Annotated in this window: 23 protein-coding genes, 1 pseudogene and 1 riboswitch; of the genes and pseudogenes, 12 read left to right on the top strand and 12 right to left on the bottom strand. The window is 60.4% G+C overall.

Annotation, left to right across the window (positions count from 1 at the left end; genetic code table 11):
• Positions 1 to 51: 51 nt before the first annotated feature.
• Together madL and madM are read left to right on the top strand one after the other, a co-directional pair.
• A complete protein-coding gene (gene madL, locus MHH62_RS22725; protein WP_019817741.1) occupies positions 52 to 444 on the top strand; it encodes a malonate transporter subunit MadL in 393 nt (130 codons plus the stop codon).
• Positions 445 to 449: 5 nt separating this feature from the next.
• Entirely contained in the window at positions 450 to 1,214 is a 765-nt protein-coding gene (madM, locus tag MHH62_RS22720; protein WP_003195023.1) for a malonate transporter subunit MadM, read from the top strand.
• Between the two features lie 124 nt (positions 1,215 to 1,338).
• On the opposite strand, the gene MHH62_RS22715 is transcribed toward madM, so the two are convergent.
• Positions 1,339 to 2,253 carry a LysR substrate-binding domain-containing protein gene (locus tag MHH62_RS22715; RefSeq protein WP_060766828.1) on the bottom strand — a complete coding sequence of 305 codons (915 nt, stop codon included), beginning with the start codon at positions 2,251 to 2,253 and terminating at the stop codon, positions 1,339 to 1,341.
• A gap of 144 nt (positions 2,254 to 2,397) precedes the next feature.
• Between MHH62_RS22715 and MHH62_RS22710 the strand changes: the two genes are divergently transcribed.
• On the top strand, positions 2,398 to 3,015 hold the full coding sequence (locus tag MHH62_RS22710) for a hemolysin III family protein (protein ID WP_014720306.1): 618 nt from the start codon (positions 2,398 to 2,400) through the stop codon (positions 3,013 to 3,015).
• A gap of 17 nt (positions 3,016 to 3,032) precedes the next feature.
• Here MHH62_RS22710 and MHH62_RS22705 read toward each other — a convergent pair whose 3' ends face one another.
• Positions 3,033 to 3,935: a LysR family transcriptional regulator gene (locus tag MHH62_RS22705; RefSeq protein WP_014720305.1), complete on the bottom strand. Its 903-nt coding sequence runs from the start codon at positions 3,933 to 3,935 to the stop codon at positions 3,033 to 3,035.
• Between the two features lie 108 nt (positions 3,936 to 4,043).
• Here MHH62_RS22705 and MHH62_RS22700 point away from each other — a divergent pair, with 108 nt between their 5' ends.
• The 3 genes from MHH62_RS22700 to MHH62_RS22690 are packed head-to-tail and all read left to right on the top strand — an operon-like array spanning position 4,044 to position 6,574.
• Complete coding sequence (locus MHH62_RS22700; protein WP_014720304.1) at positions 4,044 to 5,285, top strand: D-amino acid dehydrogenase; 1,242 nt, start codon at positions 4,044 to 4,046, stop codon at positions 5,283 to 5,285.
• A 10-nt stretch (positions 5,286 to 5,295) separates the two neighbouring features.
• A complete protein-coding gene (locus MHH62_RS22695; protein WP_020301903.1) occupies positions 5,296 to 5,646 on the top strand; it encodes a RidA family protein in 351 nt (116 codons plus the stop codon).
• 25 nt (positions 5,647 to 5,671) lie between these two features.
• On the top strand, positions 5,672 to 6,574 hold the full coding sequence (locus tag MHH62_RS22690; protein ID WP_339231949.1) for a transporter substrate-binding domain-containing protein: 903 nt from the start codon (positions 5,672 to 5,674) through the stop codon (positions 6,572 to 6,574).
• Positions 6,575 to 6,709: 135 nt separating this feature from the next.
• Here the strand turns inward: MHH62_RS22690 and MHH62_RS22685 are convergent, their stop codons facing one another.
• Together MHH62_RS22685 and MHH62_RS22680 are read right to left on the bottom strand one after the other, a co-directional pair.
• Positions 6,710 to 7,429 carry a 16S rRNA (uracil(1498)-N(3))-methyltransferase gene (locus MHH62_RS22685; RefSeq protein WP_014720301.1) on the bottom strand — a complete coding sequence of 240 codons (720 nt, stop codon included), beginning with the start codon at positions 7,427 to 7,429 and terminating at the stop codon, positions 6,710 to 6,712.
• An 88-nt stretch (positions 7,430 to 7,517) separates the two neighbouring features.
• Positions 7,518 to 8,924, bottom strand: coding sequence for an adenosylmethionine--8-amino-7-oxononanoate transaminase (locus MHH62_RS22680; protein ID WP_032902293.1), 1,407 nt, complete (start codon positions 8,922 to 8,924; stop codon positions 7,518 to 7,520).
• Between the two features lie 272 nt (positions 8,925 to 9,196).
• On the opposite strand from MHH62_RS22680, the gene MHH62_RS22675 reads away from it, so the two are divergent.
• Both MHH62_RS22675 and MHH62_RS22670 read left to right on the top strand, forming a co-directional pair.
• Entirely contained in the window at positions 9,197 to 9,748 is a 552-nt protein-coding gene (locus tag MHH62_RS22675) for a cytochrome b (RefSeq protein ID WP_014720299.1), read from the top strand.
• Between the two features lie 32 nt (positions 9,749 to 9,780).
• Entirely contained in the window at positions 9,781 to 10,380 is a 600-nt protein-coding gene (locus tag MHH62_RS22670; protein WP_014720298.1) for a YceI family protein, read from the top strand.
• A gap of 142 nt (positions 10,381 to 10,522) precedes the next feature.
• Here MHH62_RS22670 and MHH62_RS22665 read toward each other — a convergent pair whose 3' ends face one another.
• The 5 genes from MHH62_RS22665 to ahcY form a co-directional block, all read right to left on the bottom strand.
• On the bottom strand, positions 10,523 to 12,406 hold the full coding sequence (locus tag MHH62_RS22665; RefSeq protein WP_014720297.1) for a DEAD/DEAH box helicase: 1,884 nt from the start codon (positions 12,404 to 12,406) through the stop codon (positions 10,523 to 10,525).
• A 222-nt stretch (positions 12,407 to 12,628) separates the two neighbouring features.
• Positions 12,629 to 13,432 carry a transporter substrate-binding domain-containing protein gene (locus MHH62_RS22660; protein WP_339231948.1) on the bottom strand — a complete coding sequence of 268 codons (804 nt, stop codon included), beginning with the start codon at positions 13,430 to 13,432 and terminating at the stop codon, positions 12,629 to 12,631.
• Between the two features lie 63 nt (positions 13,433 to 13,495).
• Complete coding sequence (locus tag MHH62_RS22655) at positions 13,496 to 14,578, bottom strand: hypothetical protein (RefSeq protein WP_019817436.1); 1,083 nt, start codon at positions 14,576 to 14,578, stop codon at positions 13,496 to 13,498.
• 79 nt (positions 14,579 to 14,657) lie between these two features.
• Positions 14,658 to 15,503 carry a methylenetetrahydrofolate reductase [NAD(P)H] gene (metF, locus tag MHH62_RS22650; protein ID WP_014720294.1) on the bottom strand — a complete coding sequence of 282 codons (846 nt, stop codon included), beginning with the start codon at positions 15,501 to 15,503 and terminating at the stop codon, positions 14,658 to 14,660.
• Between the two features lie 178 nt (positions 15,504 to 15,681).
• Positions 15,682 to 17,091, bottom strand: a complete 1,410-nt coding sequence (ahcY, locus tag MHH62_RS22645; protein WP_003194990.1) for an adenosylhomocysteinase — start codon at positions 17,089 to 17,091, stop codon at positions 15,682 to 15,684.
• A 21-nt stretch (positions 17,092 to 17,112) separates the two neighbouring features.
• Positions 17,113 to 17,219, bottom strand: a riboswitch (S-adenosyl-L-homocysteine riboswitch).
• A 199-nt stretch (positions 17,220 to 17,418) separates the two neighbouring features.
• On the opposite strand from ahcY, the gene MHH62_RS22640 reads away from it, so the two are divergent.
• The 3 genes from MHH62_RS22640 (at position 17,419) to MHH62_RS22630 (ending at position 20,802) form a co-directional block, all read left to right on the top strand.
• Positions 17,419 to 17,823 carry a hotdog domain-containing protein gene (locus MHH62_RS22640; protein WP_003194988.1) on the top strand — a complete coding sequence of 135 codons (405 nt, stop codon included), beginning with the start codon at positions 17,419 to 17,421 and terminating at the stop codon, positions 17,821 to 17,823.
• A gap of 100 nt (positions 17,824 to 17,923) precedes the next feature.
• The gene (locus tag MHH62_RS22635) at positions 17,924 to 19,840 is read left to right on the top strand and encodes a patatin-like phospholipase family protein (RefSeq protein WP_339231946.1); all 1,917 of its coding nucleotides are present in this window, start codon (positions 17,924 to 17,926) and stop codon (positions 19,838 to 19,840) included.
• Between the two features lie 71 nt (positions 19,841 to 19,911).
• On the top strand, positions 19,912 to 20,802 hold the full coding sequence (locus MHH62_RS22630; protein WP_014720292.1) for a formate/nitrite transporter family protein: 891 nt from the start codon (positions 19,912 to 19,914) through the stop codon (positions 20,800 to 20,802).
• A gap of 19 nt (positions 20,803 to 20,821) precedes the next feature.
• Here MHH62_RS22630 and MHH62_RS22625 read toward each other — a convergent pair whose 3' ends face one another.
• Positions 20,822 to 22,111 (bottom strand): cation:dicarboxylase symporter family transporter, encoded by a 1,290-nt coding sequence (locus MHH62_RS22625; protein ID WP_236598433.1) that lies wholly within the window; start codon positions 22,109 to 22,111, stop codon positions 20,822 to 20,824.
• Between the two features lie 34 nt (positions 22,112 to 22,145).
• Positions 22,146 to 22,559 (bottom strand): VOC family protein, encoded by a 414-nt coding sequence (locus MHH62_RS22620; RefSeq protein WP_019817440.1) that lies wholly within the window; start codon positions 22,557 to 22,559, stop codon positions 22,146 to 22,148.
• Between the two features lie 92 nt (positions 22,560 to 22,651).
• Between MHH62_RS22620 and MHH62_RS22615 the strand changes: the two genes are divergently transcribed.
• Positions 22,652 to 23,527 (top strand): LysR substrate-binding domain-containing protein, encoded by an 876-nt coding sequence (locus tag MHH62_RS22615; RefSeq protein ID WP_020301866.1) that lies wholly within the window; start codon positions 22,652 to 22,654, stop codon positions 23,525 to 23,527.
• Here the strand turns inward: MHH62_RS22615 and MHH62_RS22610 are convergent.
• Positions 23,511 to 24,242: pseudogene (locus tag MHH62_RS22610) on the bottom strand (cation:proton antiporter); the annotation flags it as partial. The gene MHH62_RS22615 and the pseudogene MHH62_RS22610 sit on opposite strands and share 17 nt — an antisense overlap.
• Positions 24,243 to 24,429: the final 187 nt, after the last annotated feature.

The raw sequence follows: 24,429 nt of genomic DNA, 5'->3' as shown, positions 1-24,429 counted from the left end.
TTCGAAGCACAAAAACAACAATTTCGAACGAGCACTTTGAGGACAACAACCATGATTATCTACGGTGTGGCTTTTTTGGCGTTCTGCACGTTGGCAGGGCTGTTGGTGGGTGAACTGCTTGGCAAGCTGTTGGGTATCCCGGCCAACGTCGGCGGGGTGGGTATTGCCATGCTGCTGTTGATCGGCCTGGGCAGCTACCTGAGCAAACGCGGCCTGTTTACCGGCAAGTCAGAGCAAGGCGTGAGTTTCTGGGCGGCGGTGTATATCCCGATTGTGGTGGCGATGGCTGCCCAGCAAAACGTGTATGGCGCCATCAGCGGTGGGCCTATGGCGATTCTGGCCGGGACCCTCGCCGTGGTGCTCGGCTTTGCCCTGGTGCCCGTGCTGGTGCGTATCGGTAACCGCGAGCCGGTTGCTCCTGTTCCCACCAAAGAAGCCGGGTGATCGCCATGTACGAATCGATGATGAAAGTGATCACCGGCTACGGCTTGATCAGTGGTTTCGCCGTGATCGGCCTGACCATGTGGGTGTCTTATTGGATCTCCGATACCTTCACCAAGGGCCGCCTGCATGGTTCGGCCATTGCCATTCTGCTGGGGTTGGCGCTGTCGTATGTGGGCGGTGCGTTTACCGGTGGTTCCAAGGGCGTGGTGGATATTCCACTGTTGTCGGGCATCGGCCTGCTGGGCGGTGCGATGCTGCGCGACTTTGCCATTGTCGCCACGGCGTTTGGCGTGAGTGTCGATGAGCTCAAACGCGCCGGCTACGTGGGTGTACTGGCGCTGTTTGTCGGCGTGGGCTCGTCGTTCGTTGCCGGGGTCGGGGTGGCGATGGCGTTCGGGTACACCGATGCGGTGAGCCTCACCACTATCGGTGCCGGGGCCGTGACCTATATCGTCGGCCCGGTGACCGGTGCGGCGATTGGGGCCAGCTCCGAGGTGATGGCGCTGTCCATTGCCGCGGGGTTGATCAAGGCCATTCTGGTGATGGTGATGACGCCGTTCGTAGCGCCGCTGATCGGGCTGAACAACCCACGCAGCGCGGTGATCTTCGGTGGCTTGATGGGCACCTCCAGCGGTGTGGCGGGCGGCCTGGCGGCGACTGATCCGAAGCTGGTGCCTTATGGGTGTCTGACGGCGGCGTTCTATACGGCGCTGGGGTGTTTGTTGGGGCCGTCGTTGTTGTTTTTGCTGATGCGTGGGTTGGTGGGCTGACGGGGGATGATTGTTCCCACGCTCCGCGTGGGAACGCCTCTTGTGACGCTCTGCGTCACGGTCAAAAAGCGGACGCGGAGCGTCCTAAGCTGCGCTCCCACGCAGAGCGTGGGAGCAATCGTCCTCAGCTTTGGCGATTGGCATACATCCGACACTCTGCCAACAACGCCAGCAGGTTCGGGTCGCGCTCCTTGGCTTTCAAAAACACCACACCGATCTGCTGCTGCAACCGATACCTGGGCTGCAGCGGTATCAGCTTCACGCGGTTCTCATACACCGCTGCGATACGTCCTGGCAGCAGCGCATAACCCACCCCTGAACTGACCATGCTCAGCAAGGTAAAGATGTCGTTTACCTGCATCGCCACCTTCGGTTCGAACCCTGCCTGTTTAAACACCCGGTTGCCGTCCTGATGGGTGGCGAAGCCCTGGGTGAGGGTGATGAAGGTGGCATCCCGTACATCGGCCAGGTCGATTTCCTGATTGCGGTCCAAGGGGGAGTCGGCCGGCGTGGCAAGGAAGATGTCATCGCTGAACAGCGCGATCTGCTCACAATCCGAATCGGTGGCGTGATCGTCCAGGGAGATGAGGATCGCATCGACCTCCATGTTCTTGAGCTTGTAGAGCAGGTCGAAGTTGGAGCCCAGGATCAGGTCGATATTGAGTTCGCTGCGCCTGATTTTCAGACCCATGATCAACTGCGGCACGGTCTTGACCGTCAGCGAATACAGCGAGCCGAGCTTGAAGCGTTCGGCCGAGAACCCGGCGGCTTCGCGGGTCAGGCGCACGCTGTCGACCACATCAGCCACCAGTTTTTGCGCACGCTCTTCGAGCACGTAGGCGCTTTCCAGCGGGGTGAGGTTGCGCCCCTCGTGTTTGAACAGCGGGCAGCGCAGGGCACTTTCCAGGGAGTGAATGGCGCGGTGCACGCTGACATTGCTGGTTTGCAACTCGGCGGCCGCGCGGGCCAGGTTGCCGGTGCGCATGAACGCCAGGAAAATCTCCAGCTTCTTGAGAGTGAATTCTTCGTCGATCAGCATGGCCTTGGGCTCTTGTTCGATTGCGCTCGATTGTGCCTGCAAACGCGGCCCTCGTCGCTGGAACGTCACACGCCGCTTGCACTCTGATACGCAAGGCTGGAGGCTTGCCGACAGTCGTCAACGGTGAGGGGAGGTCAACGATAGATGTATCACGGGGAACGGTTCAACGCCTGGAGCCATTTGCTCGGTGCAGTCGCGGCGTGTATTGGCGCCGTGTGGATGTTGGTGGTGGCGAGCCTGGACGGCAGCCCCTGGAAAATCGTCAGCGTGGCGATTTATGGTTTTACCCTGATGGTGCTGTACAGCGCGTCGACGGTGTACCACAGCGTGCGGGGGCGGCGAAAAGAGATCATGCAGAAGGTCGATCACTTCTCGATCTACCTGTTGATCGCCGGCAGCTACACACCGTTCTGCCTGGTAAGCCTGCGCGGGCTGTGGGGCTGGACGCTGTTCGGGATCGTGTGGGGGCTGGCGGTGATTGGCATCCTGCAAGAGATCAAGCCGCGCTCGGAGGCGCGGATTCTGTCCATCGTGATCTACGCGGTAATGGGCTGGATCGTGCTGGTGGCGGTCAAGCCGCTGATCGCGGCGCTGGGCACGGCAGGGTTTATCTGGTTGGCCGCGGGTGGGGTGTTGTACACCGTGGGCATCATCTTTTTTGCCCTGGAAGATCGCCTGCGTCATTCCCATGGCATCTGGCATTTGTTTGTGATTGGCGGCAGCCTCCTGCATTTTGTGGCGATCATGCATTACGTGCTGTGAATGCTGGTGGCTGCTCTTTAAAGGCGCTCGAGCAACTCACAGGCACGATTGCCGAAAATCTGCAGCAGCTTGGCCAGCATATGCGGCGGTGGCTCATCGCCGCGGGTCAGGGCGTAGAGGGTGATCGGCAGGGGGGGCGTGAGGGTGCGGATACAGGTGGTGGCCGTCGATGCGCCGAGGGCGGTAAAGGGGTCGATCACCGTCAAGCCGGCACCGGACTCCACCATCGCCCGGGCCAGGGAATAGGTTTGCACCGAGATGGTCACCCGTGGCGGTGGATCAACGTTCTCCAGGTAGCTGTCCAGCTTGGTCGCCAGCGGATCGGCACTGGAGAGCCCGATCAATGGCGCGCCCGCCAGTTCGCTCAGTGGCAATGGCCGGTTGATTTCAGCCGCCGACCAATAGCCCTTGGACGCCAATGCAACCAGCACGCCATTGGCCAGCACCTGTGTGGTCAACCCCGGATGGCCGGAAAAATTGAGGGTCAGCGCCAGGTCGATTTCGCGCATTAACAGCTTCTGGACCAGCTCACGGCTATGGTCGCTGGACAGCTCGCAAGCCATGTCGGGGTATTCGCGCTTCCATTCCAGAATCGCTGGAGGCAGCAGCGACAAGGCCAGCGCGGGTATCGCACCAATGCGTACGCTTTGCCCTGGGGCGCGGCGCAGGCTCTTGGCCAGGCGCCGTACACCTTGCAAGCTCTCGGTGACTTTCTCGACTTCGCGTTCCAGCGCCAGGGCTTCCGGCGTGGGTTGCAATTTGCCGCGTACACGCAGAAACAGCGCAAAGCCCAGCTGCAATTCGGCGTGCTGCAACACTTTGGTCACCGCCGGTTGCGAGACGTGCAGCAACTGCGCGGCGGCACTGATCGAGCCAGTCTGGCGAATGGCCTGGAAGATTTCGATATGACGCAAGCGCATGGCAGGTCCATAACCTTTGTTTATAGGTGACCCATCTTTATTCATTGTCGGTGGCCTGTCACCTGCGCCTACGCTTGGCCTTCAGTTAATCAACGGTCGGGGGCTGGGATGGCGAGGCAGGTTTGCATCATCGGTGGTGGGGTCATCGGCCTGGCCAGTGCTTACGCTCTGGTGCGGGCAGGCCACGAGGTCACGGTGATAGACGCCCGTGACACCCTGGGGAGCGAAACCAGTTTCGCCAACGGTGGGCAGCTGTCCTATCGCTATGTTGCACCGCTGGCCGACGCGGGCGTACCGCTGCAGGCGATGGGGTGGCTGTTGCGTGGGGACTCTCCGCTCAAGCTGCGCCCTCGCCTCGACCCCCGGCAATGGCGCTGGATGGCTGCATTCGTCGGCGCATGCCGGGGCTCGGTGAACAAGCGCAACGCTGCCCACTTGCTGCGGCTGGCGAGCCTGAGCCAAGGCACCTTGCAGCAATGGCGTGTCGACGATCGGCTGGACGGCTTCGACTGGCGGTGCAACGGCAAGCTGGTGACCTTCCGTAATGCCGGGACCTTTGAGCGTGCGCGCGCCAACGTCACAGACATCCTGCAGCAGCAGGTACTGTCGATGGCCGACTGCCAACGCCTGGAACCTTCCTTGGCGGCGCGGGATTTTGTCGGAGGCATCTATACGCCCAGTGAAGAAGTTGCGGACTGTCATGCCTTTTGCCAACGCCTGGCCGCCAGGTTGGAAGCGTCCGGGCGTTGCACATTTTTGCTGGGGCGCAAGGTTACCGGGGTTCGTCACGCCGACGGTGCGGTGCAGGCCATCGAGTTGGGCCATGAAGTGATGCCGGTCGATCAACTGGTATTGGCTGCCGGGCATCGCAGTGCCGAGCTGGCATTGCCGCGCTTGTCGCTGGCGCTGTATCCGCTCAAGGGCTACAGCCTGAGCGTGCCGATCGGCGAGCAGCACAAAGCACCGAACGTAAGCATCACCGACTACGACCGCAAGATCGTCTATGCACGCATAGGTGAGCAACTGCGGATCGCGGCCATGGTGGATATTGTCGGCTTTGATGCGCGTCTTGAGCCCAAGCGCCTGGCGTTGATAAAGCGTCAGGCGCTGGAAACGTTTCCTTTGGCCGGTGACTACGCCCAGGCGGTCGAATGGGCCGGTATGCGCCCGGCAACACCGACGGGCGTGCCATTGATCGGTGCCAGCGCCTACCGCAACCTGTGGCTGAACCTGGGGCATGGCGCACTGGGCTTCACCCTGGCCTGCGGCAGCGGCCAACTGCTGGCCGAGCTGATCGACCAGCGCCCCCCTTCCATTGATATGCAGGGCCTGACGCCCCGCGCCGCTTGAGGATGCAGCCATGACCATTACCCGAATCAATAGCAACGAACGACTCAGCGGCGCCGTGACGTTCAAGGACCTGGTGTTCCTTTCGGGCCAGGTACCGGGCGACGGCCTGGATGTGGCTACTCAGACCCGGCAAGTGCTGGCCAGGATCGACGCGCTGTTGGCCGAGGCGGGCAGCGATAAGGATCACTTACTCAACGCCACGATTTACCTGAAGGACATCGGTGCCGGTTTTGCACCGATGAATGATGTCTGGTCCGCATGGCTCTCGCCAGGCATGGCGCCCACGCGCACTACCTTGCAAGCAGAGCTGGCGCGGCCGAGTGTGCTGGTGGAAATCAGCGTGATTGCAATACGTAAATAACCTCAAAGACCAACGGAGAATAACAATGAAAAAGATCCTGTTGACCGGCTGCACCCTGGGCCTTTTGTGGGGCGCGCAGGCGCATGCAACCGAAGCGCCGCTGGCGGGCACTTTGAGCAAGATCGCCAGCGCCAAGTCCATCACCCTGGGCTACCGCGATGCGTCGGTGCCGTTTTCCTACGTGGGGGATAGCAGTGGTAAACCGATGGGCTACTCGGTGGACCTGGCAAACAAGATTGTCGAGCGTATCCAGCAGAAAACCTCAGTGGGCGACCTCAAGGTGAAATACAACCTGGTGACGTCCCAAACCCGCATCCCTCTGGTGCAGAACGGCACTGTCGATCTGGAATGCGGCTCAACCGGCGTGACGGCTGAACGGCAGAAGCAAGTGGCGTTCTCCTACGGGTTTATCTACGTAAAAGGCCAGTTGCTGACGGCCAAGGACAGCGGGATCAAAGGCTTTGCCGACCTAGCGGGCAAGAATGTGGTGACCACTGCCGGTACCACCAATGAGCGCTTTCTCAAAAGTTATAACGCTGAACACAAAGCCAATATGTTCGTGATCAGCGCCAAGGACCATGGCGAAGCGTTCAAGATACTCGAGACTGGCCGGGCCGTAGCGTTTTATATGGACGACGCGTTGCTCTACGGCGAGCGCGCCAAGGCCAAGGACCCGCATCATTGGGTGGTGGTGGGCGAGGAGCAATCACGGGAGATTTACAGCTGCATGGTGCGCAAGGATGACCCGCAGTTTCTCGCGGTGGTCAACGAAACCCTGGGCGAGCTGTACCGCTCGGGAGAGATCAACGGGATTTACCAGCGCTGGTTCGAGCAGCCGATTCCGCCCAAGGGCTTGAACCTGGAGTTCCCGATGACCAGCGAGTTGAAAGCGATCATCGCCAAGCCGGTGAGTGACCCAGTGGAGTAAGCCTTGGGTAACCCGATAAAACTGTAGGAGCTGGCTTGCCTGCGATAGCGGTCTGTCAGTTGTAAATTAACTGCCTGAAACACCGCTATCGCAGGCAAGCCAGCTCCCACAGTTGATTGGGTTTACAGGGTGAGGTTAGAAGTCGCCCCAGAGTTGTTGGGCGACGGAGAGTGCGACGACGGGGGCGGTCTCGGTACGCAACACCCGCGGGCCGAGGCGAGCGGCGTGGTAGCCGGCGTCTTGGGCGGTCGCGACTTCATTATCGGTGAGCCCCCCTTCGGGACCGATCAAGAACGCCAGGCTCGATGGCTTGGCGTGGCTGATCATCGGCTCTGCCACCGGGTGCAGCACCAGCTTCAAGTCCGCCTCGGTTTGCTTGAGCCAGTCTGCCAGCAAGAGCGGAGGGTGAATCACCGGCACCGTTGAGCGCCCACATTGCTCGCACGCGCTGATTGCCACCTGGCGCCAGTGCAGCAAGCGCTTGTCGGCGCGTTCGTCCTTGAGGCGTACCTCGCAGCGGTCGCTGAAGATCGGTGTGATCGCGTTGACGCCCAATTCAGTGGCCTTCTGGATCGCCCAGTCCATGCGCTCGCCCCGGGACAGGCCCTGGCCGAGGTGAATATGCAGGGGCGATTCGGCTTGGCCGGCAAAGCTATCGGTGAGTTGCACGGTGACGCGTTTTTTACCGACTTCCAGCAAGGTGCCACTAAACTCCTGGCCAGAGCCGTCGAACAGTTGCACGGCATCGCCTTCACCCATGCGCAACACACGGCTGATGTAATGCGCCTGGGCTTCGGGCAGTTCGTGATCGCCGAGGCTCAGCGGGGTGTCGGTGAAAAAGCGGGACAGTCTCATTTCTGTTCTCTGAAGAAGTTTATGTAGGCGCAGCGGCGCGCCTGGAATGCCTTCGCGAGCAAGCTCGCTCCTACAAGGATTTAGGCAATCAACCCGGATCACGGAAGCCTGGATGGAAATCTTTCGGCACCGCCACACTGACCTTGCTGTTGGTGGCGATATCGATCCCCTCGCTGGCCACCTCGGCCAGAAAGTCGATCTGCTCGGGGGTAATTACATAAGGCGGCAGGAAATACACCACGCTGCCCAACGGCCGCAGCAGCGCACCGCGCTCCAGCGCGTGCTCGAAGACCTTCAGGCCACGGCGCTCCTGCCACGGGTAGGCGGCCTTGGTGGCTTTGTCCTGCACCATCTCGATGGCCAGCACCATGCCGGTCTGGCGCACTTCCGACACGTGAGGATGGTCCACCAGGTGCGCGGTGGCGGTGGCCATACGCTGGGCCAGGGCCTTGTTGTTCTCGATGACGTTGTCTTCTTCAAAGATATCCAGCGTTGCCAACGCCGCCGCACAGGCCAGCGGGTTGCCGGTGTAGCTGTGGGAGTGCAGGAAGGCGCGCAGTGTGGGGTAGTCATCGTAGAACGCGCTGTAGACGTCTTCCGTGGTAACCACCGCGGCCAGCGGCAGGTAACCGCCGGTAAGGGCCTTGGACAAGCACAGGAAGTCCGGGCGGATGCCGGCTTGTTCACAGGCAAACATACTGCCGGTGCGGCCGAAGCCCACGGCGATTTCGTCGTGGATCAGGTGCACGCCGTAGCGGTCGCAGGCTTCGCGCAGCAGCTTGAGGTACACCGGGTGGTACATGCGCATGCCACCGGCGCCCTGGATCAGCGGTTCGACAATGACGGCGGCAACGGTGTCGTGATGTTCGGCCAGGGTCTGTTCCATCGCCAGGAACATGGTGCGCGAGTGTTCTTCCCAGCTCATGCCTTCGGGGCGCAGGTAGCAGTCCGGGCTCGGCACCTTGATAGTGTCGAGCAGCAGCGCCTTGTAGGTCTCGGTAAACAACGGCACGTCGCCCACCGACATCGCGGCGATGGTTTCGCCGTGGTAGCTGTTGGTGAGGGTGACGAAGCGCTTTTTGTTCGGCTGGCCGCGGTTGAGCCAGTAGTGGAAGCTCATCTTCAGCGCCACTTCGATGCAGGACGAACCGTTATCGGCGTAGAAGCAGCGGGTCAGCCCTTCGGGCGTCATCGCGACCAGGCGTTCGGACAGCTCGATCACCGGTTGATGGCTGAAACCGGCGAGGATCACGTGCTCCAGCTGATCGACCTGATCCTTGATACGCTGGTTGATCCGTGGGTTGGCGTGGCCGAATACGTTGACCCACCAGGAACTGACGGCATCGAGGTAGCGCTTGCCTTCGAAGTCTTCCAGCCATACGCCTTCACCGCGCTTGATGGGCACCAGCGGCAGTTGCTGGTGGTCTTTCATCTGGGTGCAGGGATGCCACAGCACCGCGAGGTCGCGTTGCATCCACTGGTTGTTCAAGCCCATCGGTGATCTCCTCGAAGCGGTCCTGCGGCGGGCACAGGCGAAACAATCGCGCAAGCCTATGCAATGGTGGCTCGGGTCACAAGCCATTGTGGGGAAATTCGCAGTAAATGCAGGACGGTCTGTCACGTTTCCCAGGGATAGTCTTAATCCCTTGTTAATTTATGATGCCTAGCCTCTTTATCGTATTTCTCGATATTTCAAAGCAAAATTTTCCGCTTTAATTCGATAGGTAAAGCGCTAGTCTTGGGCACAGTTCTTACGGGATTAAGTACATGCAGCTACGTAATTCGCCGGCCCGCTATGGTTGGGTCAGCATGGTTCTGCACTGGGGCGTAGCCCTGGTGGTGTTCGGTTTATTTGCCCTGGGCTTGTGGATGGTCGGTCTCGATTACTACAGCGCCTGGCGCAAAGATGCGCCCGACTTGCACAAGAGCATTGGCATCACGCTGTTCGCCATCATGCTGGTGCGGATCGTCTGGCGCCTGGTCAGCCCGCCGCCGCCACCACTGGCCAGCTATAGCCGCATGACGCGGATCGGCGCCGCGTTTGGGCACGCGTTCCTTTATGTCGGGCTGTTTGCCGTGATGATTGCCGGTTACCTGATTTCCACCGCAGACGGTGTCGGTATCCCGGTGTTTGGCCTGTTTGAAATTCCTGCCGTGGTTTCCGGTCTACCGGACCAGGCAGATACCGCGGGTTGGGTGCACCTGTACCTGGCCTGGGTGTTGGTGGTCTTCGCCGGCTTGCACGGCGTGGCGGCACTGAAACACCATTTTATCGATCGTGATGCGACCCTTGCGCGAATGCTGGGACGCAAAGCCTGATGTTCAACCTCGACTCACAAGGAATAGAAAGCATGTTGAAAAAAACACTCGCTGCGCTGGCAATCGGTTCTGCCCTGCTGTCCGCAGGTTCGGCGATGGCCGCTGACTACGTAATCGACAAGGAAGGCCAGCACGCCTTCGTCGACTTCAAAATCAGCCACCTGGGCTACAGCTACATCACCGGAACCTTCAAGGACCTGGATGGCAAGTTCAGCTTTGACGCCGCCAAGCCCGAAGACGCCAAGATTGAAGTCAACGTGCGTACTGCCAGCGTGTTCTCCAACCACGCCGAGCGCGACAAGCACGTCAACAGCAAGGACTTCCTGGAGTCGGGCAAATTCCCTGATGCCAAGTTCGTTTCCACCAGCGTCAAGCCAACTGGCAAAAATGCTGATGGCAAGCTGACTGCTGATGTGACCGGGGACCTGACCTTCCACGGCGTGACCAAGCCGATCCTGGTCAAAGCCACGTTCCTGGGCGAAGGCAAGGATCCATGGGGCGGCTACCGTGCCGGCTTCGAAGGCACCACCAACATCAGCCGCAAGGAATTCAACAAGGACGGCATGGACGTAGGTCCACAGTCTGACAACGTGCAGTTGTACATCACGTTTGAAGGTGTGAAAGCGAAGTAATGCTTCGTATGTAGGAGCGAGCTTGCTCGCGAAGGCCGCAAGGACACCGCGTTAAACCAGGATGCCCGCGTTATCGTTGACGACCTTCGCGAGCTAGCTCCTACAGGCAAAAAAAACCCGTATCTCACGATACGGGTTTTTTTTATGCTTCGCGGTTGCGAGTCAGCAGCGCTGGTTTCTCACCACGAGGGCGGCCTGGCAGTTGATCCAACTGCTCAGGTGTCGGGAAGCGATCCGCTTTCGACTCCTTGTGGATGATCTTCGGCGCCGGGCCACCCCGTGGGTTTTGTACTGCAGGCTCGGACGAGCGAGGCTGATCGTCACGGGCAGGGCGGCGGTTGTTGCTGCGTGAATCTTCGCGACGGGCCTGGCCGTCACGCGGTGCGCCATTACGCGGGCCGCTGCGCTTGGCAGGCGGGGTGCCAGTGGTGCCGCCGCTGCTGTTGCGCGGGGCGTTCTGGCGACCGCCCTGTGGCTGGCCGCTACGTGGAGCGCCTGCGCCCTGGGCAGGAGCCCCTGGACGACGGCCACGGCCCTGGGCCGGTTTGGCCTGGGGCACGTAGTCGACGCGGTTACCGAAGTTATCGATATCGTCGTCAAGGAACTCGTCCGGGGCGCGGTCGGCCGCGGCGCGTGGTGGCTGGCTCGGCTGGCGCTGTTCGCGGGCCGGTGTGCCTTCACGGGGCTTCTGCTCACGAGCCGGGCGTTCGCCACGGCTGCTGCTCGCGGTTTTTTCCTTGCCCTTGTCCTTGCCTTTGTCGCGACGACCACCGCCACCACCACCGCCGTTCGGGCCATCGCCCTTCGGACCGCGTGGGTTGCGAGGGTTGCGCACGTCTGGACGCTCGCGCGCTTCTGGCTTCTCGGCCTCCACGGCGCTGGCATCAAAGCCCATCAGGTCGCCATCGGCGATTTTCTGCTTGGTCATGCGTTCGATGCTTTTCAGCAGCTTTTCTTCATCCGGCGCGACCAACGAAATGGCCTCGCCCGAACGACCGGCACGGCCGGTACGGCCGATACGGTGCACATAGTCTTCATCGACGTTTGGCAGCTCGAAGTTGACCACGTGTGGCAACTGGTCGATATCCAGGCCGCGTGCGGCGATATCGGTGGCCACCAGGATACGCACGCTGCCGGCCTTGAAGTCGGCCAGGGCTTTGGTGCGTGCGTTCTGGCTCTTGTTGCCGTGGATGGCGACGGCGGTGAGGCCGTGCTTGTCCAGGTACTCGGCCAGGCGGTTGGCGCCGTGCTTGGTACGGGTGAACACCAGCACCTGTTCCCACGCGCCGTGGGTGATCAGGTGCGCCAGCAGCGAGCGCTTGTGGCTGGCGGCCAGGCGGAACACGCGTTGCTCGATACGCTCGACCGTGGTGTTCGGCGGCGTGACTTCGATGCGTTCCGGGTTATGCAGCAGCTTGCCGGCCAGGGCGGTGATGTCCTGGGAGAACGTTGCCGAGAACAGCAGGTTCTGCCGTTTGGCCGGTAGGCGGGCGAGGACTTTTTTCACGTCATGGACAAAGCCCATGTCGAGCATGCGGTCGGCCTCGTCCAGCACGAGGATTTCCACGTGGGACAAATCGACGCTGCCTTGGCCGCACAGGTCGAGCAAGCGACCCGGGCAGGCTACCAGCACGTCGACACCACGGGACATGGCCTGAACCTGTGGGTTCATGCCGACGCCGCCGAAGATGCAGGCGCTGACGAACTTCAAGTCGCGGGCATACAGCTTGAAGCTGTCGTGCACTTGGGCTGCGAGTTCGCGGGTTGGGGTCAGGACCAGTACGCGCGGTTGGCGCGGGCCGTGACGTTGGGATTTGTCCGGGTGACCGTTGGGAAACAACCGCTCCAGGATCGGGAGGGCGAAACCGCCGGTTTTACCAGTACCTGTCTGAGCCGCAACCATCAGGTCGCGACCTTGCAACACGGCGGGAATGGCCCGCTGTTGCACCGGAGTAGGCTCGGTATAGCCCGCTGCCTCGATGGCGCGGACTAAAGCCTCGGAGAGACCGAGGGAAGCAAAGGACATGAGTAATCCTGTTTTAGTTAGGGCTTGGCCCAAAGGGATAATCTTGCCGGGCGTGAATGGCGCTTAGGGGAGCGCAACCCCGTCCGGTCCTGCTGTGTCTGGCGGGCACTCCATCGGCTCGCGCGGGCTGCAAAGCTGCGCAGTAGCTGGGTTGGGTGCCGTTTTCAAGACCCGAGCGGCCGGGCGTAAGCCTGGCGGAAAGGCCGCAGTATAACAGAGCAATCACCGCGTGCTGCTTTCCTGCTGCTCAACGGCGTGTTCGGGGGCTGGTATGGGGGCTGTTTGCTCGTGCATCCGCCCATATTTGGCGCTCAATGTGGCATAGGCGGGCTCTTGCTTGAAGCGCTTGAGCTCGGCGGCAAAGCGTTGCACCAGCAGGTCCATGCCTGCGCCACGGCGTACCGCAAGGAATTGCTGCTGGCGGCTGACCACCACCGACGCCTGGCTGACTTTACCTTCCAGGCCCAGCGCCTTGATCACGTGGTGCCCCACGCGCCGGTCAGTCACCACCATATCGATGCGCCCCAACATGAGTTTGCCAAAGTTGGCTTCATGGCTGGGGGCGGGTTCACGCTGGAAGGTGTTGGCCTCACTGAACGCGTCGCCATAAAGGTAGCCCGGGGAAACGCCAACCGTCAGGCCACGCAGGTCGTCGAGCGTGGCGGCGGGGTGAGGGCGTTCGTTGGCATAGAACAAAACGAATTCGACTTCCGACAACGGCTCGCTGGGATAGAGCAGCGACGCATCGCGCTCCTGGCTGTGAAAGATATCCAGCGCGCCGTCGGCGTGGCCCTGGTCGAGCATCGCCAGGCAGCGCTTCCAGGGCAGGAACTGCCATTGCACCTCCACCCCCAGGCGCTGGAACACGATCAGGGTGGTTTCATAATCCAGGCCGGCCATGGTGCCGTTGTCTTCGTAGACATAGGGCGCCCAGGGTTCGGTGACAATGCGCAGTTTCTCGCCATGAGCGGCCAGGCTCAGGCAAGAAAAAAACACAGCGGTCAACAGCTTGAAGAGGACGGGCATAGCCTGAGGTTACGACGCTCCCCGAAGAAAGAGAAGCTCTGGCACGCGCATTGGCGGGCGGTCTTACTTCGCGGGAGCGTTCAGCAGGTGTTCGTGGATCGCGGCGCGGCGCTCGCCCAGAATCAGGCGCACCAGGGGGTTGGCAAACCAGTGTTCCAACTGGTGTGCATCAAGCGGGCGCTTCTGGCGTTCTTCCTGGTTTTGTCGGGCCTTGTCCCACCAGACCGGACCGCAGGCCTGGTCGAACTCGTTTTCGTGTTCGTAGCAGCCGTAAAGGATTTCGCGGATGAATTGTTGCTGGTGCTTGGGCAGCAGCAGGGTGATCAGCTTGTACATCAAGCGTTGCAAACGCGGCGGGCGCGGCAGGTGCGAGGAGACCTGACGCGTATCGGCCAGGGCCTGCGCACTGGTGGGGGCGCTCGCGTGCTTGGCGATCCACGCCTTGACCTTGGCCCGGAACAGCTGTTTGCGGCTCCAGTAATGGTGGATCAGGTCCGGGCACTCGCGCACCTTTACGGTACGGTAGGCGGCGATCGACAGGCAGAACTCTTCCAGGGTGTAGGCGCCTTGGGCATGGGGGAACAGTTCATCCATCAACTCGATGGAGCGGTCGAGGATGTGCGCATCCTGTTGGGTCAGGCCCATGACGCCGGAGTTGAGGGTCATCATGTCATCGTCGGCCACGCCCATGTCCAGCAGGCGCTGACGCAGGGCGGTGTAGAGGATGCTTTCGTGGTTGTCGCCGTACTTGGTGTAAAAGGCGTTGCACAGCAGGGTGCCGGGCTCTACGCGTTCGAACAGGGCCATGGGCGAATGATGGAAGAAGGTGTCAGTGTCGATCAGCAGCGCCACGGGGGATTCTTGCAGGACTTGGCGCAGCACCACGTGCTTGGTGCGAAAGTGATAACCGTGGGGCTCGCTCCAGCGTTTGCGGGTGGCTTCGTCCAGTGGGCGCACGCGCACCGGCAGCAAGCGATAGGGCTCGGGGTTGTCGCTGAATACCTGGATGTCGATGTTCGCATCCGGTGTGTCCTGCAGGAACGCCAGTGCGCTGGCGATGCTGAATACCGCTTCCTGATGGTAGGTGTCGGCGCCGAAGACCAGGTAAACCAGTTGCGGGCGGGACGTCGGGGGCACTGTATTCATGGACTGCGGGGTTCCGTGGGTAACGTAAAACGACAAAGGCCCTCGTCAGAACGAGGGCCTTGGTACAACCGGTCAAGCGTTAACGTGGCAGCTTGAGGTTGTTCCAGATGGCAAGGCTGGGTTCAGCCTGGTTCAGGGTATAGAAATGCAACCCTGGCGCACCACCTTGCAACAATTGCTCACACATCTCGGTGATAACCTGCTCGCCGAACGCCTGGATGCTTTTGACGTCATCGCCATAGGCTTCCAGTTGCTTGCGCACCCAGCGTGGGATCTCGGCGCCGCAGGCGTCGGAGAAGCGCGCCAACTTGCTGTAATTGGTGATCGGCATGATGCCCGGCACGATTGGGATGTTCACGCCCATCGCCCGTACTCGCTCGACAAAGTAGAAGTAGCTGTCGGCGTTGAAGAAATACTGGGTGATTGCGCTGTCGGCACCGGCATTGGCCTTGCGCACGAAATTCTGCAAATCGTCTTCGAAATTGCGCGCCTGGGGGTGCATCTCCGGGTAAGCGGCTACTTCGACATGGAAGTGATCGCCACTTTCTTCGCGGATGAAGCTCACCAGGTCGTTGGCGTAGCGCAGCTCACCGCTGGCCATGCCCATACCCGATGGCAGGTCGCCACGCAGGGCAACGATGCGCTTGATGCCGGCGGCTTTGTATTGGGTCAGCAGGCTACGCAGGTCGGCCTTGCTGTCGCCCACGCAGGACAGATGCGGAGCGGCGGGAACTTTGACTTCACTTTCCAGCTGCAACACGGTGTTGATCGTGCGATCACGGGTCGAACCGCCAGCGCCGTAGGTGCAGGAGAAGAAGTCAGGGTTGAAGCTGGCCAACTGCTTGGCAGTGGCCATCAGTTTTTCATGTCCAGCATCGGTCTTGGTCGGGAAGAACTCGAAGCTGTAGCGACGGTCTTGGGACATGGTAATACCCTTGGAAACTCGAAAGCCTGGAAGGCATACGCAATCGATGCGGGTGCCTGGCTTTCTGTGGGAGCTGGCTTGCCTGCGATAGCATCAGCTCGGTGTTACTGGAACACCGAGGCGTCTGCATCGCGGGCAAGCCCGGCTCCCACAGAAGAGCCGGCGCCAGCAAGGCCGATCAGTAGCGGTAAGCGTGCGGCTTGAACGGACCTTCAACCGTCACGCCGATGTAGTCGGCCTGGGTCTTGGTCAGTTGAGTCACGACGCCGCCGAAGCCGCGGACCATTTCCAGGGCCACTTCTTCGTCGAGTTTCTTGGGCAGTACTTCCACGGTCAGGCGCTCGGCTTTCTGGGCGGGCGACAGGTCGGCGTACTTCTGTTCGAACAGGAAGATCTGCGCCAGCACCTGGTTGGCGAACGAGCCATCCATGATGCGGCTTGGGTGACCAGTGGCGTTGCCCAGGTTCACCAGGCGGCCTTCGGCCAGCAGGATCAGGTAGTCGTCGTTCTGTGGGTCGAAATCACCAGCGCCGGTACGGTGAACCTTGTGTACCTGCGGCTTCACTTCTTCCCATGCCCAGTTCTTGCGCATGAAAGCTGTGTCGATTTCATTGTCGAAGTGGCCGATGTTGCAGACAACGGCGCGCTTCTTCAGGGCCTTGAGCATGTTCGCATCGCACACATTCACGTTACCGGTGGTGGTGACGATCAGGTCGATCTTGCCCAGCAGGGCTGCGTCGATGCAGGCGGAGGTGCCGTCGTTCTGGCCGTTGATGAACGGCGAAACCACTTCGAAACCGTCCATGCAGGCTTGCATGGCGCAGATCGGGTCAACTTCGGAGACCTTGACGATCATGCCTTCCTGACGCAGGGACTGGGACGAACCCTTGCCCACGTCACCGTAGCCGATCACCAGGGCTTGCTTGCCCGACAGCAGGTGGTCGGTGCCGCGCTTGATCGCATCGTTCAGGCTGTGACGGCAGCCGTACTTGTTGTCGTTCTTGCTCTTGGTCACCGAGTCGTTGACGTTGATGGCCGGGATTTTCAGCTCGCCCTTGGCCAGCATGTCCAGCAGGCGGTGTACGCCGGTGGTGGTCTCTTCGGTCACGCCGTGGACGCGGTCGAGGATCTGCGGGTATTTCTTGTGCAGCAACTCGGTGAGGTCGCCGCCGTCGTCCAGGATCATGTTGGCATCCCAAGGCGCGCCATCTTTGAGGATGGTTTGCTCCAGGCACCACTCGTACTCTTCTTCAGTCTCGCCTTTCCAGGCGAATACGGGGATACCGGCAGCAGCGATAGCGGCAGCGGCCTGGTCCTGAGTCGAGAAGATGTTGCACGACGACCAACGCACTTCGGCACCCAGGGCAACCAGGGTTTCGATCAGCACGGCAGTCTGGATGGTCATGTGGATGCAGCCGAGAATCTTGGCGCCCTTGAGCGGTTGCTCAGCGGCGTACTTGCGACGCAGGCCCATCAGGGCCGGCATTTCGGATTCGGCGATAAAGGTTTCGCGACGGCCCCAGGCAGCGAGGGACATATCGGCGACTTTGTAGTCATTGAAATCAGCAGGCGTCATTACAGCGCTCATAGAGAGCCTCCATTCGTAGTGTGCGAATGGGCGCCGTTGTGCGTTTAGTATCAGGCCAAGGCAACCAGGCCGGACAACGCCCCATCCGAGCCTGACAGGTTTAACCTGCTGCAGCGCCCCTCGGACAGGTGGCGGGAGAACGGTATCAATCGAAGATGACCGTTTTGAAACGGAGGCGATTATAGCCGTGTATGTGGCACTTCCCAAGCCTTTCTGTCGGTGGCAATGAAGATCGCGCATGGGGTTGATAGGCAATGGCTCATAGAGCTTGGGCCTGGGCTCTGCCATGATGTTGCCCATCATTTCGCAAGACGCTTTGGAGTGACCATGAACTTCCACACCCGCAAATGGGTAAAACCCGAAGACCTCAACCCCAACGGCACTCTGTTCGGCGGTAGCTTGCTGCGCTGGATCGACGAAGAAGCGGCCATCTACGCGATTGTCCAGCTCGGCAACCAGCGCGTGGTCACCAAGTACATCTCGGAAATCAACTTTGTCAGCGCTTCACGCCAGGGCGACATCATCGAACTGGGCATCACTGCCACCGAGTTCGGCCGCACCTCCATCACCCTGACCTGTGAAGTGCGCAACAAGATCACGCGCAAAAGCATCCTGACCGTGGAAAAAATGGTCTTCGTCAACCTGGGCGAAGACGGTTTGCCGGCGCCCCACGGCCGTACCGAAATCAAGTACGTGAAGGACCAGTTCAAGGACGACAGTCTTCCCGAGTAACAACCCCGCGGCCTGATTTGCTTTACCAAATCATTCCGCGTGGATCTATCTGAGGCTCTCTCATCACTCAGGCCTACATCCTGTAGAGAGAGCCTTGTGTATGAAAGTCTCCAGTTCTGTTGTAGAGAATCACCCCCCATCGCCGCAAATAAGCGACCAGGGCGCCAAGGTGCCCTTGGTCAAAGGTGTGGGCGAGCGCAACCTGAGTATTTATCGTCACAGCGATGGGCGTGTGGAGGTGGTGGTGTCACCGCCGCCCGCTCACCTGGTGCTCAGTGGTGGTGGCGCCAAGGGCATCGCCTTTCCAGGCATGGTGCAAGCGCTTGAAGAGGCCGACAAACTCAAAGGCGTAAAAGTGGTTTCCGGCTCATCTGCCGGTGCGATTTGCGCAGCACTGCTCGCCAGCGGCATGGATGCCAAGGCCTTTACGCAACTGTCGAATAACCTAGACCTGCCCCGCTTGCTCAACAGCAAAGACCCTGTCACGGCTTGGTTGCAGGAAGCCAGTTCCGAGCTCGGCAAGCTCGTCAGAAGTCTGCCCGGGCCGGTTGGAAATATCTCTCAACTGCTGCTGACGTTGCTGCCGCGCCTACAAACCGAGGGGCAGCCGCTGGAGGACTTGATCCGCAACGAATCGCGTCAATCGATTCTCGCCCATATCGCCGGTATGCCCCCAGCCAACCGCCCCCCGGAAGTTGCAGCAATTGCCGAACGGCTCAGCGCTGGTGGTGGGGCGACTTTTCGCGACTTGGAAGTGTTGAGCCGGCATATTCCGGCGATCAAGCAACTGAACATCACCGGCACGGGCATGTTCGATGGCCGCCCGCAGTTGGTGGTGTTCAATGCCAACCTGACACCGGATATGGATATCGGCCGCGCCGCGCTTATTTCGGGCGCCCTGCCTGGGCTGTTCAAGAGCCCCACCGAGCAGGGTCACGGGTTCCAGGCGGCGTCGCAGGTCACGGCGTTTCAGGACGGCGGGTTGCTGCTCAATACCCCTGCGCCAGGTGTCATCGAGCGCTCGTTCCCGGAAAGCCCCCTGGGCAAGGACGAAGCGCTGATCGTCAAGTTCGAGTCTGACAAGGCATCAACGCCGCCCAGGAGCGGTGGTTTTTTCAGCTTTCTGGCCGACACGTTCACCGGCACGCCACACACCGCCGCTGAAAGCTACCAGAATGACCGGCTCCAGGCGTTCTCGGAACAAACGGTCACGTTGCCGCTGAACTCGGACAAAGGCGACTTTCGCGGCCTGCTCGGTGGTACCGTCAACTTCACCATGACCCCCGAGCAGAAACAGCATTTGCAGGCCCAGGCTCGCCAGACGGTGTCAGGGCATCTGCAACAGCGTGAGCTGGAGCGTGAGCGTCATGAGTTCCCCTCGCTGAACGATGCCGTGATGGCGATGGATGATCAAATGCTCGCCAGCGTGCAAGTTGACCTGCAAAACGATGCGGCCGGCGCCGAGGCGTTGCGCTTTCGCAAAGACGCGCAGCAAGCGTTACAGGCGTTGGACACTGCGATTGCCGAGGCGAATCAAACCAGCACGTCGCTGGTGATCACGCCGAAATTAGCCTCGGCGCTGCGCAATCTGGATGCGCTCGCCCGTAGACCCGAGGATATCGAGTGGCTGGGCAAGCGCCTGAATGCGCCAGGCCAGCGTAATTTCCAGCAACTGCTGCAGGTGGGCACCAAGCAGGCGTCGAACAATGGCTCAGGCCTGTCCAAAGTGTTGACCAGCGCCGTCGCGGAAATGCAAAAACGCGATATCGGCGTGAAGGCAGAGAATTTTATCCGCGAAGTCATTTACCCCTCGCTATACCGTCCTGGCCAACCGGCTGCCAACGTTGAGTTATTGCAACGTGCGGTGCGGGATTTGGGCGAGGCGACGACGCCAGCGGAGTTCAACCGTGTGCTTGATGGCATCGTCAAACATTACCGAGCGCGCAATAAACCCTGGAGTAAACCCTTCAGCTCTACCACCGTGGAGCAGGCCAAGGCCTGGCGTATTCCGGTTTAGTTGCGGTGCCACTGAACAGCCATCGTCGCGGCGTGTCGTAGCTACAGGCACCCCTTGGACTCAGGTACATCATGGCCACTCAAGCAGACGGCAAGACCCCCAACCTGTCGCAGGAAGAGCAGCAAAACGTTGACGAGAACCAGCCGCCTCGCGCGGCTGTATTACACGAAATTATCCGCACCCAGGGCGATCAGGAGCTAGAGCGCAGTGTGGCAGCGTTGTGGTGGTCGGCGCTGGCCGCTGGCCTGACCATGGGCTTGTCGCTAATGGGCATGGGCCTGCTCAATTCACGCCTGCCGGACGGTGATGAATTCAAGGTCATTGCCAGCTTTGGCTATTGCGCAGGCTTTCTCGCGGTGATTCTTGCTCGTCAGCAGTTGTTTACCGAAAACACCCTGACCGCCGTGCTGCCGGTGATGAGCAAACCGACTCTGGCCAACGCCGGGCGCTTGTTACGGCTGTGGACGGTGGTGCTGGTGGGCAACCTGTGCGGCACCTTGCTGGTGGCCTACGTGATGCTGCACCTACCGATCTTCGATACCAAGACCGACCTGGCCTTCCTAGAGATCGGGCGCAAGGTCATGGAGAACGACCCCGCGCAGATGTTCGCCAAGGGCATCGTCTCCGGTTGGATGATCGCCACCATGGTCTGGATGATTCCGTCGATGGAGAGTGCCAAGCTGTGGATTATCATCCTGATCACCTACTTCATGGCACTGGGCGACTTCACCCATATCGTCGTCGGTTCAGCGGAAGTGTCCTACCTGGTGTTTGCCGGCGAGTTGCCGTGGAAGGATTTCTGGCTGGTCTTCGCCGGGCCGACCCTGGCCGGCAACATCATCGGGGGTAGCTTCATCTTTGCGTTGATCAGCCATGCGCAGGTTCGCAGCGAGGCGTCCATGCCTGCTGTTGCTCAATCTCACACACAGGCGAAGCCCCGTCAGGATAAGGGCAAAGTCTGACAGTACCCTGGCTGACGCGTCAGGCCTTGAAGGGCACGCTGGGAGGTTCGCAGGCCAGCGTGCTGTCGGGTGCCTTGAGCTGACCTTCCCAGCGAGCAATTACCAGCGGGGCCAATGCGTTGCCCAGTACATTCAGGGCTGTGACGGGCATATCCATCAGCCGATAGATGCCCGCGATGATTGCCACACCCTCCACGGGAAGCCCGGCCGCGGTCAACGTCGCGGTCAGGATGATAAACATGAAGCCTGGCACGCCCGCCGCGCCCTTTGATGTCAGCACCATGATCAAGACCAGCATGCCTTGATCCGCCAGGCTCAAGTCGATGCCATACGCTTGGGCGATGAACAGCGTGCCGAGTGCGGCAAACAGCGATGCACCATCCAGATTGAACGAGTACCCCAGTGGGATCACCATGCTGGTAATGGGCCGTGGCGCGCCATAGCGCTCCATCTTCTCGATCAGTTGAGGCATGACCGTCGCCGAGGCGGCACTGCTGAAGGCCAGCAGCAGTTCACTGCGTATTTCCCGCACCAGGTGAAAAAAGCCGACGCCGGCCAAGCGTGCCACTGCACCCAATACACACAGGGCAAATAAGAGCACCGCGACATAGGTCGTGCCGATCAGTTTGGCCAGCGGCAACAACGCACTGAGGCCAAAGCTGGCGACGGTGACCGCGATCAGGCCGAAAATACCTATAGGCGAGTAATGCATGACCAGATGGGTGACTTTGAACATGGTGTCGGAGACGCCTTGCATCACATTGATCAAGGGCGCTTTGCGCTCCTCGGGCAACAACGATAAGGCACAACCGAACAGGATCGCGAAGAACAGCACCGACAGCAGTTTGCCCTGTGACATGGCCAGGACGATGTTATCCGGCACGATCGCCAGCAGTACCTGGCCCAGGTTCTGTGGGGTGCCACTGGAGGCCAGTCCCGTCGCCGGTGCCTGCAGCGTGCTGCCGAATTCGGCGCCCGAGCCGGGCTGCACCACATTGCCAACCAACAGCCCGAAGACGATGGCAATGCTGGTGATGGTGAAGAAGTACACGAAGGTCTTCAGGCCGACGCGACCCAGGGCAGACGGGTTGCCCATGCCGGCGATGCCGACGGTCATGCAGGCAAATACCAGGGGAACGACGATCATCTTCATCAGCTTGATAAACAGGTCGCCAGCCGGTTGCAGCAGATTGTCGATGAACCAGGTTTTTTGCTCGGGGAATTGATTGAGCAGGAGGCCGACGATTATCCCGGCAGCCAGGCCGATCATGATGCGAGTGATAAGACTGGTGGGTTTTCTAGTGGTCATGGGGGTGTCCCTTATTGTTGTGATTGTCAGGGATTTACTGGGCGAACAACCCTTCGAAGTGCTTGAACCCTTTCACTTCGATGGGGTTACCGCTGGGGTCGAGAAAAAACATCGTGCGCTGCTCGCCAGGTTCGCCGGCAAAGCGGGTCACGGGTGGAATCTCGAAGCGCGTGCCCAGGCGGGTGAGGCGCTCGGCAAGCGTCAGCCACTCATCAAGTGGTAACACCACGCCCAGGTGTGGCATCAGTACCTGGTGCTCACCGACCAGGCCGGTGCGTGTGGTTGGGAAGGGCGTACCGAGGTGCAGTGAAAGTTGATTGCCGAAAAAGTCGAAGTCGATCCAGGTCTCGCTGCACCGGCCCTCGGTGCAACCCAAAACATCTCGATAAAAAATGCGCGCCTCGTCTAAGTCATAAACATGGTATGCAGCGTGAAAGGGTCTGTTCATGGCTGGTTCTCCAGATGGGGAACTGTCAGGTTAAACAGGCGATGCCGCCAGGGTAAAACGGGTTTGCCTTGGTCTGAGCGAAAGGAAAACTTATGGATGTTCGATTCCTGAGGAGCCTGGTCGCTGTCATTGAAACCGGGTCGATAGCCGCCGCTGCGCGCCGTGAAAATCGTAGTGCCGCGGCGATCAGCCTGCGGGTCAAGGCGCTTGAGCGCACGCTGGGTTGTACGCTGCTCACGCGCACGGCACATGCCGCTTGGCCTTCGGATCAATGCTTGCTGCTCTTGCCCAGAATCCAGGCAGTTATTGAACAGGCGCGCCAGCTGCAGGAGCATCTGAGCCAGGACGAGTTATCGGGGGAAATTAAAATCGGGGCCATTTCCACGGCGCTGACCGGCGTCTTGCCGGGGGTGATCGAGCGTCTGACAATGTCAGCACCCAAGCTGAGGCTGAAGATCACACCCGGCGACTCCAGAAGCCTTTATGAGAAGTTACTCAACCAGGAGTTGGATGCGGCGATACTGGTACGGCCGCCGTTTCAACCGCCCAAAGCCTTGTCGATGGCCTTGCTGCGTGCCGAACCCTTGATTCTGGTTGCGCCCGCCCAGTGGGGTGCGCAGGCGCTGGCTGCCTTGTTACGTGAACGCCCATTCATCCGCTATGACGCACGCTCCTGGGGCGGTCAGATTGCCCAGCGCTTTCTGGATGAACAGTCCTTCGACCCAGAGGTGCTATGTGAGCTGGATGCGCTGGAAACTATCCTGATGCTGGTCGCCCAAGGGATGGGGGTTTCGCTGGTGCCGCAGTGGGCGGGCATGCCCTCCAACGGCATCAGTGTGTTACCGGCCGGCAACCCGCAGTGCTATGCGCGCGAGCTGGTAGTCATGTACGGCTCGACACCGCGCCGTCCACTGGCGATGCGGCACCTACTTGAAGTGTTGCGCGGCGCGGTTACTGCGGCCCAGTAACGCGGCTGACAACGCGACCGATCGTCAACCCCTGCAACAGGATCGAAGACAGCACCACGATATAGGTGATGCTCAGCAACAAGTCACGCTCAGGGCCCAGGGGCAGGGCCAGGGCCAATGCCACCGAGACGCCGCCGCGCAGGCCGCCCCAGGTGAGGATGCGGATAGTGCCGCGTGGTACCGAGCGCCAACGGCGCAGCAACAGGATCGCCGGGGCCACGGTCAGCAGGCGCGAGAGCAGGATCGCCACCGCCAGCAGGCTGGCCGCGAACACGTGCAGCCAGTTGAATGGCAATAGCAGCAGCTCCATGCCGATCAGTGCAAACAGCAAGGCGTTGAGCATGTCATCAAGCAGTTCCCAGAAACCATCCAGGTAGCGACGCGTCATGTCGTTCATCGCCAGCTTGCGTCCCAGGTTACCGATGATCAGCCCCGCGACCACCATGGCAATCGGTGCGGACACATGCAGCTCCGAAGCCATGGCCGAGCCGCCGATCACCAGGGCGAGGGTCAGCATGACTTCGATCTGGTGCTGTTCGATGCTCTTGATCATCAGGTACACGAGGTAGCCGATCAGCCCGCCAAACAGCACGCCGCCAATGGCTTCGTGGGCAAACAGCATGGCCGTGGCGCCCACGGTGGGTGTTTCACCCAACTGCGCGATGCCCAGCAGCACGGTAAACACCACCACGGCGGTGCCGTCATTGAACAGCGATACGGTCTATATAGACACCTAAAACCTATGCCGTACATGTGACCATGTGGACAGACACCTTTCCATGGAGCGTGCCGGCTACCTTGAACGCGCATCAGAGCAGACTTCAGAAAGCTTCAGGCAAGCATGGACATAGGGAGAGAGCCTATACACATGACTAGAAGGATGAGGGGCAATGGAATTTGGC

The organism is Pseudomonas sp. FSL L8-0168 (genome assembly GCF_037976155.1).
Taxonomy (GTDB): Bacteria; Pseudomonadota; Gammaproteobacteria; order Pseudomonadales; family Pseudomonadaceae; genus Aquipseudomonas; species Aquipseudomonas paracarnis.
This window is presented reverse-complemented; position numbering and strand designations above follow the sequence as displayed.